Genomic DNA, 16,174 nt, shown 5'->3' on the forward strand with positions numbered 1-16,174 from the left:
CCTGGGCCACGGTCGGCTCCACGTCGCGCGTCAGCAGCGGATGGCCTTCCAGGGCCTCCGGGGAGGCGGTTTGCAATGCGTCGCCCGGCGCCATCATCAGAACATCCTCGGGCCGCGCAGCTGGCCGCTGGCCTTGCCGCCGCTGGCATCACCCACCACCACCTGCTCGCCCTCCTTCAGGCCCGAAACCACCTCGGCCTGCACGCGGTTGTTCAGGCCGATCTTCACCTGGCGCTCCTGCACGGTCTGCGCGCCCTTGGCGCCGGTGGCCACACGCACCGTATACGTGCGCTCCTGGCCCTTGACGCGCTTGCCCAGCGCGCCGGCCGGGATCGCCAGCACGTTCTTCGCCTGCTGCAGCACGATGGTGACCTGTGCCGTCATCTGGATGCGCAGCTTGCCGTCGGCGTTGGGGGCATCGAGCAGGCCGTTGTAGTACACGGCATTGCTGCTGGTGCTCGCCGTGGCCTTGCCCTCGTAGCTGGTCATGTCGATCGGGCCGGGCTCGACGCTGCGCAGCGTGGCCGGGTAGTTGCGGTCCGGCTCGCCGAGAATGGTGAAGTAGGCGCTCATGCCGGGCTTGACGCGCGGCACGTCGGCCTCGGAAATCTGCGCCTGGATGGTCATGGTGTCGAGCTGGGCCACCTTGACGATGGTGGGCGCCGTCTGGTTGGCGTTCACCGTCTGGCCTTCTTCGGTGACGATGGCCACCACCGTGCCCGTGGTAGGCGAAGTGATGCGGGTGTAGCCGACGTTGGCCTGGGCCGTCTGTGCGCGCACCGCATACTGGGCGATCTGGGCATCGGCCGCCTTCAGGTCGGCCTGGGCCACGGCGAGGGTCTGCTGGGCCGCCTGGTAGTCGGCCTTGCTGGCAGCGTCGCGCTCGTACATGTACTTCTGGCGCGTGAACTCGGCACGCGCCTTCACCAGCGCCGCCTCGCGTGCACCGCGCTGGGCCCGCGCCGACGTGAGTGCCGCCTGGGCATCCTTCAGGTTGTTCTGCTGCGTGGTGGCGTCGATATCGGCAATATGCTGCCCCACCTGCACCACGTCACCGAGCTTGACGTGCAGTTTCTTGACCTGGCCGGACGCCTGCGAACCCACGTTCACCAGACGGGCCGCCTGGATGGTGCCGGAGGCGAGTACCGCATCCTCGATGTCGCCGCGCTCCACCGGCGCGGTGATGAGCGGGGGCGCCGGCGGCTTGGCAAACCATTGCGCATAAACAAGCCAGCCTGCCAGTGCCAGCAGCACCAGTGCCAGCACCGTCCACCAGGGATGAGCCTTGATTTTTTTCCACATGTTGTCGTGCGTGTGTTGTTCGAATCGGATGAGGCAGCCACAGTTGCTGCGGGAGCGCGGCGCATGCATGCGCCTCCATGGCTGACCCGTACCATGCCAGGAAGTTCCCCGCCAGCCTGCGCCGGAGCACCTGCGGCCTGCCTGCTGCATTGTTGCACGCGGCACGGGCGCAGCGCCATTTTCCGGGGAATGTCGTCAGCGATTGTGCCGCCTGCACCGCTTCGATACGCGCTGATACAGGATGTTGCGTTACGCGCGGTACACTTTGGCATTTGCAGGCGACACTGCCTGCTACCGCCGATCTGTCTCAAACGCCACCCATGTCCGTCGAAACGCCGGCCCAGAGCCGCACCAGCTTTGAATTCAAGAGCGCCTTCCTGTCCGTGGTGGCCCTCGCCCTCAAGACCGCCGATACCGGCGCGCTCGCTTCCGACCTGGCCGCCCAGCTGGCCAACGACCCCGACTTCTTCGACAACGATGCCCTGCTGATCGATCTGGCTACCGTGCGCGAGAGCGATGCGGAAATCGATTTCGCGGCCATCGTGGCGCTGCTGCGCCAGTACCGCACGCTGCCAGTGGCGGTGCGCGGCGGCAGCGAGCAGCAGATGGCGGCGGCGCTGGCGGCCGGCCTGGCGGCGGCGCCCGAGGAACTGCCAGTGCGCGCGGCGGCCCCGGTGGCGGCCGCGCCCGCCCCCGAGGTGCGCGAAGTGGTGCGCGAGGTGGAAGTGGTGCGTGAAATACCTGCCCCCGCTCCCGGCACCATCGTCATCGACAAGCCGCTGCGCTCGGGCCAGCAGGTGTACGCGCGTGGCGGCGACCTGGTGGTGATGGCCGTGGTCAGCTTTGGCGCGGAAGTGATCGCCGATGGCAACATCCACGTCTATGCCCCGCTGCGCGGCCGCGCCATTGCCGGCGCCCGCGGCAACACCGAGGCCCGCATTTTCAGCACCTGCCTGGAGCCGCAACTGGTCTCCATCGCGGGCATCTACCGCACCACCGAAACCGAACTGCCCGCCGATGTGGCCGGCAAACCGGCGCAGGTGCGGCTCGACGGCGAAAAACTGCTGATCGAGCCCCTGAACTGACACCCTGTACCAACCAAATACGTATTCAACCAGAGGAAACTGCAAACATGGCCAAAATCGTCGTCGTGACTTCCGGCAAGGGTGGCGTGGGCAAGACCACCACCAGTGCCAGCTTCGCTGCCGGCCTCGCCCTGCGCGGGCACAAGACTGCCGTGATCGACTTCGACGTCGGTCTGCGCAACCTGGACCTGATCATGGGCTGCGAACGCCGCGTGGTGTACGACCTGATCAACGTGATCCAGGGCGAAGCCAACCTGACGCAGGCGCTGATCAAGGACAAGCAGTGCGACAACCTGTACGTGCTGGCCGCCAGCCAGACGCGCGACAAGGATGCGCTCAAGCTCGAGGGCGTGGAGAAGGTGCTGAAGGACCTGGACGGCATGGGCTTCGAGTACATCGTGTGCGACTCTCCCGCCGGCATTGAGGGTGGCGCCATGATGGCCATGCACTTTGCCGACGAGGCGCTGGTGGTGACCAACCCCGAAGTCTCCTCGGTGCGCGACTCCGACCGCATCCTGGGCATGCTGGGCAGCAAGACGCGCCGCGCCATCGACGGTGCCGAACCGATCAAGGAGCACCTGCTGATCACGCGCTACAACCCGAACCGCGTGGCGGATGGCCAGATGCTGAGCCTGGAAGACATCCAGGACATCCTGCGCATCAAGCTGATCGGCGTGATCCCGGAATCCGAAGCGGTGCTGCAGGCGTCCAACCAGGGCCTGCCTGCCATCCACTCCAAGGGCACGGACGTGGCCGAGGCCTACTCGGACGTGATCGACCGCTTCCTGGGCCAGGACAAGCCGATGCGCTTTACCGATGCGGAAAAACCGGGCTTCTTCAAACGCCTGTTCGGAGGTCGCTAAGCCATGGCATCTTTCCTGTCCTTCCTGCTCGGCGAAAAGAAGAAGACGGCCAGTGTGGCCAAGGAGCGTCTGCAGATCATCCTGGCGCACGAACGCAGCGGCCGCAGCGCCGCCGAGCCGGACTACCTGCCGGCCCTGCAGCGCGAACTGGTCGAAGTGATCTCCAAGTACGTGAAGATCAACCCCGACGACCTGAAGGTGCAGCTGGATCGCCAGGACAACCTGGAAGTGCTGGAAGTGAAGATCGAACTGCCGGACGCGCGCTGATGCCTACCCTGCTGCAAGTCGATTTTCCGTACCAGGGGCCCTGGGGCGAAGACATGCACACCGCCATGCGCGGGCTGGCCGAATCCATCGCGCAGGAAGCGGGACTGATCTGGAAGATCTGGACCGAAAACCAGCAGACGCAGGAAGCGGGCGGCATCTACCTGTTCTCCGACCGCCAGAGTGCCGAGGCCTATCTGGCCATGCACACGGCGCGGCTCAAGAGCTTTGGCATTCCGCATGTGAATGCCAAGCTGTTTTCGGTGAATGCCGGGCTGTCGGGGATTGACCGGGGGCCCTTGCGCGGGGCCTGAGGCAGGGCTGCCCAACCGGCAGGCAGTATCCTGCCCTTGCGGGACAGGATCCTGTTTGCGGCCGAGTTGCTCTTCGCTGCCTTGAGGGATTTCAGGCAGCGGCAAATTGCTTGCGAAGTTCCCGCTTGAGCAGCTTTCCTGCCGTACTCCGGGGCAGATCATCCACGAAGTGCACGCTCTTGGGCACCTTGAAGTGCGCCATGCGCTCCTTCGCGTAGGCAATCAATTCCTCCTCGGTGGTGCTGAAGCCGTCCTTCAGGCACACGACCGCCGTCACAGCCTCGATCCATCGCTCGTCAGGCAGGGCGATCACCGCCACTTCGGACACGGCAGGATGGGTGAACAGGCACTCTTCCACCTCGCGGCTGGAGACGACGACACCGCCGGTATTGATGATGTCCTTGACGCGGTCGACCACGAACAGGAAGCCGTCCTGGTCGAAATAGCCCATGTCGCCGGAATGGAACCAGCCGCCCTCGAAGGCCTCCTCGGTCTGATCGGGCTTGTCCCAGTAACCGATCATGGCCTGCGGCGAGCGGTGCACGATTTCGCCCATTTTGCCCGGCGGCATGTCCTGCATCTGGTCGTCCACCACGCGGGTTTCCACGTTGAGTACCGGACGGCCGGCGGAGGCGGGCTGAATGGCGTGCTCTTCGGGTGACAGCACGGTCGCCAGTGGGGCGATCTCGCTCTGGCCGTAGCAGTTGAACAGGCGCACGCGCGGCAGACGCTGGCGCAATTCCTCCAGTACCGGAACCGGCATGATGGATGCGCCGTAGTAGCCCTTGTGCAGGCTGGACAGGTCGTGCCTGGCGAAGCCCGGATGGCGCAGCAGCGCGATCCAGACCGTGGGCGGAGCGAAGAAGGAGGTGATGCCGTGCTGCGCGATGGCCTCGAAGCAGGCATCGGGCGTGGGTGCGGGAATCAGCACCGTGGTGGCTCCGACCAGCAGGTGCGGCATCAGGAACACGTGCATCTGCGCAGAGTGGTAGAGCGGCAGCGAGGCCAGCGAGCGGTCGGAGGCCTTCAGCTCGAGCGCGGCGATGCAGCTGGCGTATTCGGCCTGCAGCGAGCGGTGCGTCATCATCGCACCCTTGGGGGCGGCCGTGGTGCCGGAAGTGTAGAGGATCTGGCAGACGGCGTTCTCGTCGATGTCCACGTCCGGCGCCTCGGTCGGGCCGTTGCCCTGGGCCAGGGCCAGCACGTCCAGCTCGCTGCCGCCATGGAAGCTGCCGTAGACGGCGCATGGCAGGCTGGTGCGGACCTGTTCCACGTGGGCCTGCATGCTGACGTCATGGATCAGCGCACGCGCGCCGGACTGCTCGACGATGTAGCGCAGTTCACCTTCGGTGAGCGCGAAGTTGACCGGCACGTGCACCAGGCCGGCGCGGTTGCAGGCGAGCCAGAGCAGCACGTAGGCGTCGGAGTTCTTGCCGTAGGCGGCCACACGGTCGCCGGGCTGCAAGCCCTGCGCCAGCAGCGCATGGGCGACGCGGTTGACGGCCTGATTCAGGTCCTGGTAGGTCCAGCGGCGCTCGCCGAACACCAGTGCCTCCTTGTTCGGGGAGCGGCGCACGGCGCGCTGCAGCGCATCACCCAGGGTATTGCGGATGGTGCGGCGGATGGCGGGGGAAAGGGATTGGGTCATAGGTGTCTCTTTTTTTTATTGCGCTCCATGGCGCTGTGGTTTTGGGCTTGCACTTGGGGCTGTGTATCGGATGGCATCGCCCGGGCTATGTCGCAAGCACCTGCCATCAATCGGGCAGGCGCTCGATGATGGTGGCCGTGGCCATGCCGTGGCCGATGCACATGACCTGCAGGCCGAAGCGGCCATCCACATGGTCCAGCCCGGACAGCATCTTGGCCAGCAGGCCGGCGCCGGTGCCGCCCAGCGGGTGGCCATGGGCAATGGCGCCGCCCCAGGGGTTGAGCCTGTCCATATCGGCATTGAATTCACGCGCCCAGGCCAGCGCCACGCTGGCAAAAGCCTCGTTCACCTCGATCCAGTCCATGTCGGCCAGGCTGAGCCCGGCCTGCCTGAGCGCGGCATGGGTGGCCGGAATCACGCCGGTGAGCTGCAGCACCGGATCGGAGCCGACCACCACGCGGGCGCGAAAACGTGCACGCGGCTTCAGGCCGTGGGCATCGGCCGCGGTGCGGCTGGCCAGCAGCACGGCCGAGGCACCATCGGACATCTGGCTGGCGTTGGCTGCCGTCACCACACCCTCCTCCATGCTGCGGAACACCGGCTGCATGCCGGACATGCGCTCCCGGTCGACCACGGCACGCACGCCTTCGTCATGGTCGAGCTGCATGGCATTGCCGTCCTTGTCCACGCCGGGCAGCGGGGTGATTTCGGCATGCAGGCCGGCCTGGCGCGCGGCATGGGCGCGGCGGTGGCTTTCGATGGCAAAGGCGTCGCAGTCAGCGCGGCTGAGCTGCCAGTGTTCGGCAATGCGTTCGGCGCTTTCGACCTGGTGCGGGATGGCAAAGCGTTCGAGGATGCGCGGATGCAGATTGTCAAATCCGGTGAAATCACGCTGGCCCAGCGTCAGATCCAGGAACATGGGCACGCGGCTCATGCTTTCCACGCCACAGCCGATGGCAAAGTCCAGATCGCCGGCGGCAATCGCCTGCGCCGCAGCATGCACGGCGTACTGGCTGGAGCCGCACATGCGGTTGAGGCTGACGCCGGGAATGGTTTCCGGCAAGCCGGCCAGCAGCACGGCCTGGCGCGCGATGTTGGCGCCCTGCTCGCCGGCCTGGCTGACACAGCCGGCAATCACGTCGCCGATTCTCGCGGCAGGCACGGCGGCGCGCGCCAGCGCCTGTTGCAGCACTCCGGCCAGCAGTTCGTCGGGGCGGGTGTCACGCAGGGCGCCCTTGCGCTTGCCGAAGGGCGTGCGCACGGCGGAGAGGATGACGGGGTCGTTGGGAGAGATGGTCATGGGAATTCCTTGCGGTTGACGTCAGTCGGCTTTCGGCTTCAAGCGCCGCTGGCGAGGGCGCGCTCCATCTCGCGCGCGATGATGCTGCGCTGGATCTCGCTGGTGCCTTCGTAAATCTGCAGCACCTTGGCATCACGGAACAGCTTCTCGACCGGGTATTCGGTGCTGTAGCCCATGCCGCCCAGCACCTGGATCGCCTGCGTGGCGGCCCACATGGCGGCGTCGGAGCTGTAGGCCTTGGCGACAGAGGCCTGCAGCGTGTTGCGCTGGCCCTGGTCGGCCAGCCAGGCCGACTGGTAGGTGAGCAGGCGCGAGGCTTCGAGCCGGATCTGCATCTCTGCCAGATGGTGGGCCACGGCCTGGTGGTCGATCAGGCGCTGGCCCATGGACTTGCGCTCGGTGGCGTAAGGCAGCGCCTCGTCGATGCAGCGCTGCACCAGCCCGAGCCCGAAGGCCGCCACCATGGGGCGGGACTGGTCGAAGGTGCGCATGGCGATGGCAAAGCCCTCGCCTTCGGCGCCCAGACGCTGCTGCGCCGGCACGCGCACGCCATCGAAAAACACTTCGCAGGTGGGTGCGGCGCGCTGGCCGAGCTTGCCCAGCGGCTCGCCCACGGTCAGGCCGGGGCTGTCGCGCTCGACGATGAAGGCGCTGATGCCCTTGTGGCCGGCGGCGGGATCGGTCTTGGCAAACACCACGAAGAAGCTGGCGAGCGAGGCGTTGGAGATCCACATCTTGCTGCCGTTGAGGATGTAGTCGCTGCCGTCGCGGGTGGCGGTGCTGCGGATGCCGGCGGCGTCGGAGCCGGCGCCGGGCTCGGTCAGGGCGAAACTGGCGAATTGGCCGGCTGCGAATCGGGGCAGCCAGGCCTGCTTCTGCTCCGGCGTACCGGCCAGCAGGATGGGCTCGGCCGCGAGCGCATTCACGCACAACGCGGTGCCGATGCCGAGGCAGGCGCGACAGAGCTGCTCGGTGACAAGCGCCACCTCGAGCGCCCCGAGGCCGGCGCCGCCAAACTCGGCGGGCAGGGCGATGTTGAGCAAGCCGAGTTCCAGCGCCTTGGCATGCACCTGCAAGGGAAAGCTCAGCTCGCGATCGTGCTGTGCGGACAAGGGCGCAATCTCCTGGCTGGCGAACTCGCGGGCGAGTTGCTGGATCATGCGCTGTTCATCGGTAAGGGCGAAATGCATCTGGTCAGGGGCAGCCTGCGCTGCCTTGTTCAAGGTCGATATTGACAATGTGCGCCAATGAGAAGCACTGTGTTTCCGCTGGCTGCACACGCTAAGGGTTTTCACTTATACCTGATTTTCTTCAGGAAAACCGGATCAATTCTAGGCACGCTGCCTTTGCATGACAGTGGCCAGTCTGGCCGAAAAGTTTGCATAATCAGCCAACCGTGATGCAAAACTCCCTTCCCACCATCCCCATCGATTTCGTGCGCGATCTGCTGCAAGGCGCGGCACTGGATTCGCACCAGCAGGCGGCCTGTGTGCTGCGTGCCGGCATTGCGCCGGCCTTGCTGCAACAGGCGGGCGCCCGCGTGACCAACCAACAGTTCGCCGGCCTGTATCGCCTGCTGGCCCAGCAGTGCGATGACGAAACCCCCGGCATGTTTGCGCGCCCGCTGCGCGGCGGTACGCTCAAGTTCCTGTGCCTGAGCCTGATCGGTTCACCCAGCCTGGTGACGGCGCTGTACCGGTTCACGCAATACTTCCGGCTGCTGCTGGATGACCTGCTTTTCGTGCTGCGTACGCAGGGCTCGCGTGTTCAGGTGGCACTGGTGCCGCGCACGGAGGCGGTGCGGCAGAACACCTTTGCGCAGAAGATGATGCTCAAGCTGGTGCACGGGGTGGCGTCCTGGCTGGCGGGGCACAAGATCCCGCTGGCGCAGGTCGATTTCACCCACGCGCGGCCGGAACAGGGATCGGAGTATGTCTTTCTCTATCCGGGGCCGCAGCGCTTCGAGCAGCCGGAGATGGCACTCTGGTTCGATCTGGAGCAGTTGCAGACGCCGATCCGGCAGGGGCAGCAATCGGTGTCCGCGTTTCTGGCGCGCGCTCCGGCGGACTGGATGTTCGTCTCCTTTGCCGAGCGCATCGTGAGCCACCGCGTGCGCGAGCATCTGCAGCAGCGGCTGGAGCAGCCCGTCACCATCGCTGCAGTGGCGGATGCGCTGCACTTTTCCGTACGCACGCTGGCGCGCAAGCTGCAGGCGGAAGGCACCAGCTTCCAGGCAGTCAAGGATGAGTTGCGGCGCGACGTGGCGATCCAGCTGCTGACGCAAAGCCGGCTGGCGGTGGCGCAGATCGGGCAGCGCGTGGGATTCGAGGATGCGACCTGCTTTCAGCGGGCGTTCCGGCAGTGGACGGGGAGTGCGCCGGGGGCGTATCGGCGGCGGCCGGCTCAGGCATCCAGGTAAACTCCCATCGCGAGCAGTCGGGGCTCGACATGGCGTCGCGGACGGCTGCGACCCATACGTATTACGATCAACGGAGGCCAACAATGGAATGGACGCGCGAAGAGATAGAGGCCATTGTTGCTGATTACCTTCACATGCTGACGCTCGAATTGAGCGGCCAGGCATACAGCAAGGCGGATCACAGAAGACGGCTCTTGCCTTTGCTCAATAACCGTTCAGAAGCGTCCATCGAGTTCAAGCATGGAAATATCAGTGCGGTTCTGGCAAAACTGGGCATTCCCGGCATCCGGGGATATCTGGCTCGGGCGAACTATCAGAAACTCCTGGCCGAAGTCGTCGAAGAGCGGTTCAGGAAATTGAGCCCGGTGGATGCCGCGGCCTCGGCCGCAGTGCAGTTGCCCGCCACCGCGCCTTCGCATGTGGATTTTTCCAAGGTGCTGGCTGTAGCCCCGAAGGTGTCGCGTCGTGCACAGGAAACGGAGGAGTATTTCGCCTCCGAAGGCGTCAAGAGAGACTATCTTGCACAGGAGAGCCGCAATGCCTCGCTTGGCCTGGCCGGAGAACAGTTCGTTCTCGAATTTGAACACTGGAGATTGATTCGTTCTGGAGCCCCTCGACTTGCGGACAAAGTCGAACATGTTTCCGTGAACAAGGGCGACGGCCTGGGCTACGACATACTATCCTTCGACGAGAGCGGACGCGAGCGATTCATTGAAGTCAAGACCACGACCTTCAACAAGGAAACGCCTTTTTTTGTGTCACGCGGCGAGCTTGGTTTCTCGAAAGCGTTCAGCGACCAGTTTCATCTGTACCGGCTCTTCGAATTTCGCGCATCCCCGAAACTATTCGAGCTGCCCGGTGCACTGAATGACCACTGCATACTCGACCCAGTGACCTACCAGGCGAGTTTTTCCTGATTGGGACACGCGGCCAAAGATCGCTCCAAGCTTGCGGGGCACGCTCTTTGAAGCGTTTTCCTCCTGGATGACGGGCTACTCCCTGTCACTCACTTCCCAATACAAAACTTCCCGAAAATCTCCCCCAGCAAATCATCCGGCGTGAATTCGCCGGTGATCTCGTTGAGCGCGTTCTGCGCCAGGCGCAGCTCTTCGGCCAGGATGTCGAGCGCCGGCATCGGGGTGTTGAGGTGCGCGCTGGCCAGTTCCACATGCCCGGCCACGCGGCGCAGCGCGTGCACATGGCGTTCGCGCGCGATAAACACCCCTTCGGGCGCAGACTGCCAGCCGACGATCTGCAGCAGGCGCTGGCGCAGCGCATCCAGCCCCGCGCCGGTCTTGGCCGACAGCGCCAGATGGGTGTCATCGCCCTCCAGCAGCGGCCCCACGGCATCGGCCTTGTTGGCGATGTGCAGCACCGGCACGGCGGGCGGCAATTGCGCCTTCAGGCGCTCGGCAATCAGGGCATCGGCTGCGTCGTAGTCCGCATCGCCCACGCGCGTCAGGTCGTGCAGAAACAGCACGGCATCGGCCTGGCCGATTTCGTCCCAGGCGCGGTGGATGCCGATTTTCTCCACCTCATCCACCTCGGCCAGGGTGGTGTCGCGCAGGCCGGCCGTGTCGATCACATGCAGCGGCACGCCTTCGATCTGGATGGTCTGCGTCACCTTGTCGCGCGTGGTGCCGGCAATCGGCGTGACGATGGCCAGTTCGGCCCCGGCCAGCGCATTGAGCAGCGAGCTCTTGCCTGCGTTGGGCTGGCCGGCAATCACCACCTTGATGCCCTCGCGCAGCAGCGCGCCCTGTTGCGCCTGCTTCTGGATGCCATGCAGTTGCGCCTCGATGCGCGCCAGCTGGCCCGCCGCATCGGCCTGCTGCAGGAAGTCGATGTCTTCTTCGGGAAAGTCCAGCGTGGCCTCGACCAGCATGCGCAGGTGTACCAGCGCATCGCGCAGGGTGTGCACCTGCTCGCTGAAGGCGCCACTGAGCGAGCGGCTGGCGCTGCGGGCGGCGGTTTCGGTGCTGGCGTCGATCAGGTCGGCCACGGCTTCGGCTTGGGCGAGGTCCAGCTTGCCGTTGAGGAAGGCGCGCTCGGTGAATTCACCCGGGCGCGCCACGCGCAGGCCCAGCGATTCGCCTTGCTGCAGGCAGTGCGCGAGCAGCATCTGCAGCACCACGCTGCCACCGTGGGCCTGCAGTTCCAGCACGTCCTCGCCGGTGTAGCTGTGTGGCGCCGGAAACCACAGCGCCAGGCCGTGGTCGATGGGCTGGCCGTCGGCATCCGGAAACGGCATGTAACTTGCCATGCGCGCGGCCGGCAACTTGCCCAGCAGCTGTTCCACCAGCGGCGCCAGGCCCTTGCCGCTCAGGCGCACGATGCCGACGGCGCCGCGTCCGGGAGCGGTGGCGATGGCGGCAATGGGCTGGGCGTGCTGGGTCAACATGGCGGCAAACGAATCGATGGAGGAACTGAGGGCATTGTAAGTTGGCCCCGCCAGCCACGCCGCTGACGCCGGACGCCGGCAAGTATCCCCCAGCACTACGCCATCGCAACCCTGGTGCGCAAGCCGCCTTGGCGTGAGGGCTTTCCCGCAAATGCCGTGCCGCACTCCCACAGCGCATGGCAGGCAAGGTAGCATGCGCAAAACAAGCGAACGGGCGTGCGATTCTTATCGGGTCGGAGCGCCCGCCCAACGGGAGACAGGCACGCGCCATGGAAACGGATTTTGACTACATCGTGGTCGGCGGCGGCTCGGCCGGTTCGGTGCTGGCCGGGCGCCTGAGCGAGCACGCCGGCACCCGCGTCTGCCTGCTTGAAGCCGGTGGCGGCGGCAGCGGTCCGGCGGTGAACATCCCTTGCGGCGCCGTCACCATGCTGCCCACGCGCTATAACAACTGGGCCTTCGAGAGTGTGCCCCAACCCGGCCTGAACGGCCGCCGTGCCTACCAGCCGCGCGGCAAGTGCCTGGGCGGCTCCTCGGCGATCAACGCGATGATCTACATCCGCGGCCACCGCCACGATTACGACCACTGGGCTGCACTCGGCAACGCCGGCTGGTCGTATGACGATGTGCTGCCCTATTTCATCCTCAGCGAAAACAACGAGCGCTACCGTGACCGCTGGCACGGCAACAGCGGGCCGCTGCACGTGAGCGATCTGCGCAGCGACAGCCCGTTCCATGCACGCTACCTCGAAGCGGCGCGGCAGGCCGGACTGCCGCTGGCGGGCGACTTCAACGGCGCCGAGCAGGAAGGTGTGGGCCTGTACCAGGTCACGCAGAAGGACGGCGAACGCTGGAGCGCGGCGCGTGCCTACCTGCTGCCGCATATCGGACAGCGCGCCAACCTCGCCGTGCACACGCGGGCAGCGGTGCAGCGCATCGTGTTCGAGGGCCGGCGCGCCGTGGGAGTGGACGTGCTGCTGCAGGGCCAGCGCCACCGGCTGCACGCCCGACGCGAGGTGCTGCTGAGCGCAGGCGCCCTGCAATCCCCCCAACTGCTGATGCTGTCCGGCGTAGGCGATGGCGCGCTGCTGCAGCAGCATGGCATCGCCAGCGTGCACCACCTGCCCGGCGTCGGCCGCAATCTGCAGGACCACCTGGACTTCACCTTCGGCTACAACGTGCGCGGCGTGGACAGCTTCGGGTTTTCTTCGCGTGGCAGCTGGCGCATGCTGCGCGAGTTGCTGCAATTCCGCCGGGCGCGGCGCGGCATGCTCACCACCAACTTTGCCGAAGGCGGCGGTTTTCTCAAGTCGCGGCCGGAACTGCCCATCCCCGACCTGCAACTGCATTTCGTCGTTGCGCTGGTCGACAGCCATGCGCGCAAGCTGCACTGGGGGCACGGCCTGTCCTGCCACGTCTGCCTGCTGCGGCCGCAGAGCCGCGGCACCGTCGGCCTGCAGGGTGCCGATCCTGCCTTGCCGCCACGCATCGACCCGGCCTATCTCTCGCATCCGCAAGACCTCGAAGACATGGTGGCCGGCTACCGCATCACCCAGCGGCTGATGCAGGCCCCGGCGCTGGCCGAGCTCTACACGCGCGACATGTTCACCGCCGACGTGCGCGACGACGAAGGCATCCGCGCCATCATCCGCCAGCGCGCGGAAACCATCTACCATCCGGTCGGCACCTGCCGCATGGGCACCGACGCCGACGCCGTGGTCGACGCCGAATTGCGCGTGCACGGCCTGCAGGGTCTGCGCGTGGTCGATGCCTCCATCATGCCTACCCTGATCGGCGGCAATACCAACGCCCCGACCATCATGATTGCCGAAAAGGCTGTGGACCTGATCCGGGGACAGTCGCGGATCCGGCCGGGCGTCCCACACCACGGAGAGAGCGTCCATGCCGGCACCCACTGATCCGTCCGGCGCAGCGTCGTCCCGAACGCATGCGGGCCCGACCGCAGAAACCCTCTCCGCGCTCATCATCGGCAGCGGCTTCGGCGGCCTGGGCATGGCGATCGCGCTGCGCAAGCAGGGCATCAGCGATTTCCTGCTGCTGGAAAAGGCGCACGACGTTGGCGGCGTCTGGCGCGACAACACCTATCCCGGCGCCGCCTGCGACGTGCCCTCGCACCTGTACTCCTTCTCGTTCGAGCCCAATCCAAACTGGTCGCGCCACTTTGCGCAGCAACCGGAAATCCTCGCCTATCTGCAGCACTGCGCCCGCAAGTACCAGGTGCTGCCGCATCTGCGCTTCGGCGCCGAAGTGCGCGAGGCCCGTTTCGACGAGGCTGCACAGCGCTGGCGGGTCACGCTGCAGAATGGCGAAACCCTGCACAGCAGCCTGCTGATCAGCGCCACCGGCCAGCTCAGCCGGCCGCTCCTGCCCCGGATCGAGGGCATCGACACCTTTGGCGGACCGGCCTTCCACTCCGCCCGCTGGAATCACGGTTGCGCGCTGCAGGCCAAGCGCGTGGCCGTGATCGGCACCGGCGCCTCGGCGCTCCAGTTCGTGCCTGCCATTGCCGGCCAGGTGGCGCAGCTATCGGTATTCCAGCGCTCCCCGGCCTACATCCTGCCGCGCCCGGACCACGCCTACAGCGCCGACGCACAGGCCCGCTTCGCTGCCCAGCCCTGGCGCATGCGGCTGCACCGCGCCGGCATCTACCTGCACCATGAAGTCCGCGCCCTGGGCTTCACCCGCTTCCGCAGCCTGCTGCAGCCCGCCGTGGGCCGCCCTTTCCGGCAACTGCTGCGCGAGCAGGTGCCGGATCCCGCGCTGCGCCGGCAACTCACGCCCGACTACCCGATCGGCTGCAAGCGCATCCTGCTTTCCAGCGACTACCTCGCCACACTGGCACGCCCCAACGTGGCCCTGGTGTGTACCCCCATCCGCCGCATCGTGCCCGAAGGCGTGGAAACGGAGGATGGCACGCTCCACCGCGCCGACGTGCTGATCTACGGCACCGGCTTTGCCGCCACCGAATTCCTGGCTCCGATGCGCATCACCGGCCGCGGCGGCATCGACCTGAACACGGTCTGGCAGGACGGCGCCAGCGCCTATCTCGGCATGACGGTGCCGGGCTTCCCCAATTTCTTCATGCTCTACGGGCCCAACACCAACCTGGGCCACAGCTCCATCGTCTACATGCTGGAAAGCCAGATCGCCCACGTGATGCGCTGCCTGAAGGCGCTGCGCGGCAGTGGCGCCAGCGCGATCGAGGTCGATGCCGAGCGCTACCACCAGCATGAGCGGCGCGTGCAGCAGGCCCTGCAGCATACGGCCTGGCAGGGCTGCCAGAGCTGGTACCTGGATGCACGCGGCCGCAACAGCACCAACTGGCCGGGATTCACCCTGGGCTACCGCTGGCGCACGCGCTGGTCCAGTCTGCAGGCCTACCGCTTCACGCAGCCCATTCCCGGCCTGCCGAGCGCCGAGCGCGTGCTGCAGCCGGGCTCACCGCTGGAAGACCTGCATGCCGCCTTCCTGCGCGGCTTTCTGCGCCTGTGCTTTCGCGGGCTGATCGGCCCGCCGCGCGGGATTGACTTCCAGCGCCGCATCATCGCCCTGCTGGGCCCGCTCACGCCCGGCGTGCGCGGCATCCGGCGCGAGCGGGCCAGTCTCGGAGGCATCCCCGCCGAGCGTCTGGCACGACGCGATGGCTTCAGCGGTGACCATCCGGTCCCAGTGCATGATGCAACGCAGAAACCCGCACCCAGGCACGGGCCGTTCGCCGCAGAGGCAACCCCACACGGCGACAGTCCACCCGGCGCATTGCTCTATCTGCACGGCGGCGCCTTCTGCATCGGCGGCCCCGACTCGCACCGCAGCATCGGCAGCCGGCTGGCCGTCTATTCCGGCCTGACCACGTGGATGCTGGACTACCGTCTGGCACCCGAGCACCCCTACCCCGCAGCACTCGAAGATGCACTTGCCGCCTGGCAGGCCCTGCTGGATCAGGGTCTGCAGGCTCAGCAGATCGTGGTGGCGGGCGACTCCGCCGGCGGCATGCTGGCGCTGGCCCTGCTGCTGCGTCTGCGCGCGCAAGGCCAGCCCCTGCCCGCCGGCCTGATGCTGCTCTCCCCCGTCACCGATCCGTCGTTTTCCGGCCCCAGCATGCAGACCCATGCCGCACGTGACCCCATGCTGCATCCCGACTGGCTGCAGCAGGCCGTGCGCTGGTACGCCTGCCCGCCCGAAGCACTCGACCACCGCCCGCTCGAAGCCGGCCTGCAGGACTTTCCGCCCCTGCTGCTGCAGGTCGGCGAGGACGAGGTGCTGCTGTCCGATGCGCAGCGGCTGGCCGAACTGGCCCGGCGCGACGGCGTGCCCTGCCAGTACGAGCAATACGCCGGACGCTGGCACGTGTTCCAGTTGCAGGCCTTTCAGCTCGCCTCGGCGCGGCACGCGCTGCGGCGGCTGGGCGCTTTCGCCCGGGCCGTGGTCCAGCCGTCCGCCAACCAGCCGTCTGCGCCACCTCCCGCTGCCGCAGATTCCCATGACCGCCCTGATGGAGCTCCCCATGCCAGCGTCCCGCCACCCTGCACAGCACCCGGTCCCGCTCCGTCACCATGA

General features: G+C 66.6%; 13 protein-coding genes. 8 read left to right on the forward strand and 5 right to left on the reverse strand.

The window, feature by feature from the left end:
• Positions 1-96 precede the first annotated feature (96 nt).
• Positions 97-1,302, reverse strand: a complete 1,206-nt coding sequence (locus KKQ75_RS10015; RefSeq protein WP_213361997.1) for an efflux RND transporter periplasmic adaptor subunit — start codon at positions 1,300-1,302, stop codon at positions 97-99.
• Between the two features lie 320 nt (positions 1,303-1,622).
• Here KKQ75_RS10015 and minC point away from each other — a divergent pair, with 320 nt between their 5' ends.
• From minC to KKQ75_RS10035, 4 genes are read left to right on the forward strand one after another with little or no spacing between them, the layout of a single operon-like run.
• Positions 1,623-2,387 (forward strand): septum site-determining protein MinC, encoded by a 765-nt coding sequence (minC, locus tag KKQ75_RS10020; protein ID WP_213361999.1) that lies wholly within the window; start codon positions 1,623-1,625, stop codon positions 2,385-2,387.
• A 47-nt stretch (positions 2,388-2,434) separates the two neighbouring features.
• Positions 2,435-3,250, forward strand: a complete 816-nt coding sequence (gene minD, locus KKQ75_RS10025; protein ID WP_091812675.1) for a septum site-determining protein MinD — start codon at positions 2,435-2,437, stop codon at positions 3,248-3,250.
• Positions 3,251-3,253: 3 nt separating this feature from the next.
• Positions 3,254-3,517: a cell division topological specificity factor MinE gene (minE, locus tag KKQ75_RS10030; RefSeq protein ID WP_213362001.1), complete on the forward strand. Its 264-nt coding sequence runs from the start codon at positions 3,254-3,256 to the stop codon at positions 3,515-3,517.
• A complete protein-coding gene (locus KKQ75_RS10035) occupies positions 3,517-3,828 on the forward strand; it encodes a monooxygenase (protein WP_284069729.1) in 312 nt (103 codons plus the stop codon). The genes minE and KKQ75_RS10035 overlap by 1 nt, the downstream gene beginning before the upstream one ends.
• Positions 3,829-3,919: 91 nt before the next feature.
• Here the strand turns inward: KKQ75_RS10035 and KKQ75_RS10040 are convergent, their stop codons facing one another.
• From KKQ75_RS10040 to KKQ75_RS10050, 3 genes are all read right to left on the reverse strand, one after another.
• Positions 3,920-5,476, reverse strand: coding sequence for an acyl-CoA synthetase (locus KKQ75_RS10040; RefSeq protein WP_213362003.1), 1,557 nt, complete (start codon positions 5,474-5,476; stop codon positions 3,920-3,922).
• Positions 5,477-5,582: 106 nt separating this feature from the next.
• Positions 5,583-6,776 carry a thiolase family protein gene (locus KKQ75_RS10045; protein ID WP_213362004.1) on the reverse strand — a complete coding sequence of 398 codons (1,194 nt, stop codon included), beginning with the start codon at positions 6,774-6,776 and terminating at the stop codon, positions 5,583-5,585.
• Between the two features lie 38 nt (positions 6,777-6,814).
• Positions 6,815-7,966 carry an acyl-CoA dehydrogenase family protein gene (locus tag KKQ75_RS10050; protein WP_213362005.1) on the reverse strand — a complete coding sequence of 384 codons (1,152 nt, stop codon included), beginning with the start codon at positions 7,964-7,966 and terminating at the stop codon, positions 6,815-6,817.
• Between the two features lie 209 nt (positions 7,967-8,175).
• On the opposite strand from KKQ75_RS10050, the gene KKQ75_RS10055 reads away from it, so the two are divergent.
• Together KKQ75_RS10055 and KKQ75_RS10060 are read left to right on the forward strand one after the other, a co-directional pair.
• Positions 8,176-9,195, forward strand: coding sequence for an AraC family transcriptional regulator (locus KKQ75_RS10055; protein WP_213362006.1), 1,020 nt, complete (start codon positions 8,176-8,178; stop codon positions 9,193-9,195).
• 83 nt (positions 9,196-9,278) lie between these two features.
• Positions 9,279-10,112 (forward strand): DUF3883 domain-containing protein, encoded by an 834-nt coding sequence (locus KKQ75_RS10060; protein ID WP_250131063.1) that lies wholly within the window; start codon positions 9,279-9,281, stop codon positions 10,110-10,112.
• Between the two features lie 89 nt (positions 10,113-10,201).
• On the opposite strand, the gene mnmE is transcribed toward KKQ75_RS10060, so the two are convergent.
• Positions 10,202-11,596 (reverse strand): tRNA uridine-5-carboxymethylaminomethyl(34) synthesis GTPase MnmE, encoded by a 1,395-nt coding sequence (mnmE, locus tag KKQ75_RS10065; protein ID WP_213362007.1) that lies wholly within the window; start codon positions 11,594-11,596, stop codon positions 10,202-10,204.
• 269 nt (positions 11,597-11,865) lie between these two features.
• Between mnmE and KKQ75_RS10070 the strand changes: the two genes are divergently transcribed.
• Positions 11,866-13,515 (forward strand): GMC family oxidoreductase, encoded by a 1,650-nt coding sequence (locus KKQ75_RS10070; RefSeq protein WP_213362008.1) that lies wholly within the window; start codon positions 11,866-11,868, stop codon positions 13,513-13,515.
• Positions 13,499-16,174 (forward strand): flavin-containing monooxygenase, encoded by a 2,676-nt coding sequence (locus KKQ75_RS10075; RefSeq protein ID WP_213362009.1) that lies wholly within the window; start codon positions 13,499-13,501, stop codon positions 16,172-16,174. The genes KKQ75_RS10070 and KKQ75_RS10075 overlap by 17 nt, the downstream gene beginning before the upstream one ends.

Origin of the sequence: Brachymonas denitrificans (genome assembly GCF_907163135.1) — a bacterium.
Classification (GTDB): domain Bacteria; phylum Pseudomonadota; class Gammaproteobacteria; order Burkholderiales; family Burkholderiaceae_C; genus Brachymonas; species Brachymonas denitrificans_A.

What these genes read in the sequence shown, in the direction of transcription:
- KKQ75_RS10015 (WP_213361997.1), bottom strand. Translation starts at nt 1,302, where the DNA reads ATGTGGAAAAAAATCAAGGCTCATCCCTGGTGGACGGTGCTGGCACTG.
- minC (WP_213361999.1), top strand. Translation starts at nt 1,623, where the DNA reads ATGTCCGTCGAAACGCCGGCCCAGAGCCGCACCAGCTTTGAATTCAAG.
- minD (WP_091812675.1), top strand. Translation starts at nt 2,435, where the DNA reads ATGGCCAAAATCGTCGTCGTGACTTCCGGCAAGGGTGGCGTGGGCAAG.
- minE (WP_213362001.1), top strand. Translation starts at nt 3,254, where the DNA reads ATGGCATCTTTCCTGTCCTTCCTGCTCGGCGAAAAGAAGAAGACGGCC.
- KKQ75_RS10035 (WP_284069729.1), top strand. Translation starts at nt 3,517, where the DNA reads ATGCCTACCCTGCTGCAAGTCGATTTTCCGTACCAGGGGCCCTGGGGC.
- KKQ75_RS10040 (WP_213362003.1), bottom strand. Translation starts at nt 5,476, where the DNA reads ATGACCCAATCCCTTTCCCCCGCCATCCGCCGCACCATCCGCAATACC.
- KKQ75_RS10045 (WP_213362004.1), bottom strand. Translation starts at nt 6,776, where the DNA reads ATGACCATCTCTCCCAACGACCCCGTCATCCTCTCCGCCGTGCGCACG.
- KKQ75_RS10050 (WP_213362005.1), bottom strand. Translation starts at nt 7,966, where the DNA reads ATGCATTTCGCCCTTACCGATGAACAGCGCATGATCCAGCAACTCGCC.
- KKQ75_RS10055 (WP_213362006.1), top strand. Translation starts at nt 8,176, where the DNA reads ATGCAAAACTCCCTTCCCACCATCCCCATCGATTTCGTGCGCGATCTG.
- KKQ75_RS10060 (WP_250131063.1), top strand. Translation starts at nt 9,279, where the DNA reads ATGGAATGGACGCGCGAAGAGATAGAGGCCATTGTTGCTGATTACCTT.
- mnmE (WP_213362007.1), bottom strand. Translation starts at nt 11,596, where the DNA reads ATGTTGACCCAGCACGCCCAGCCCATTGCCGCCATCGCCACCGCTCCC.
- KKQ75_RS10070 (WP_213362008.1), top strand. Translation starts at nt 11,866, where the DNA reads ATGGAAACGGATTTTGACTACATCGTGGTCGGCGGCGGCTCGGCCGGT.
- KKQ75_RS10075 (WP_213362009.1), top strand. Translation starts at nt 13,499, where the DNA reads ATGCCGGCACCCACTGATCCGTCCGGCGCAGCGTCGTCCCGAACGCAT.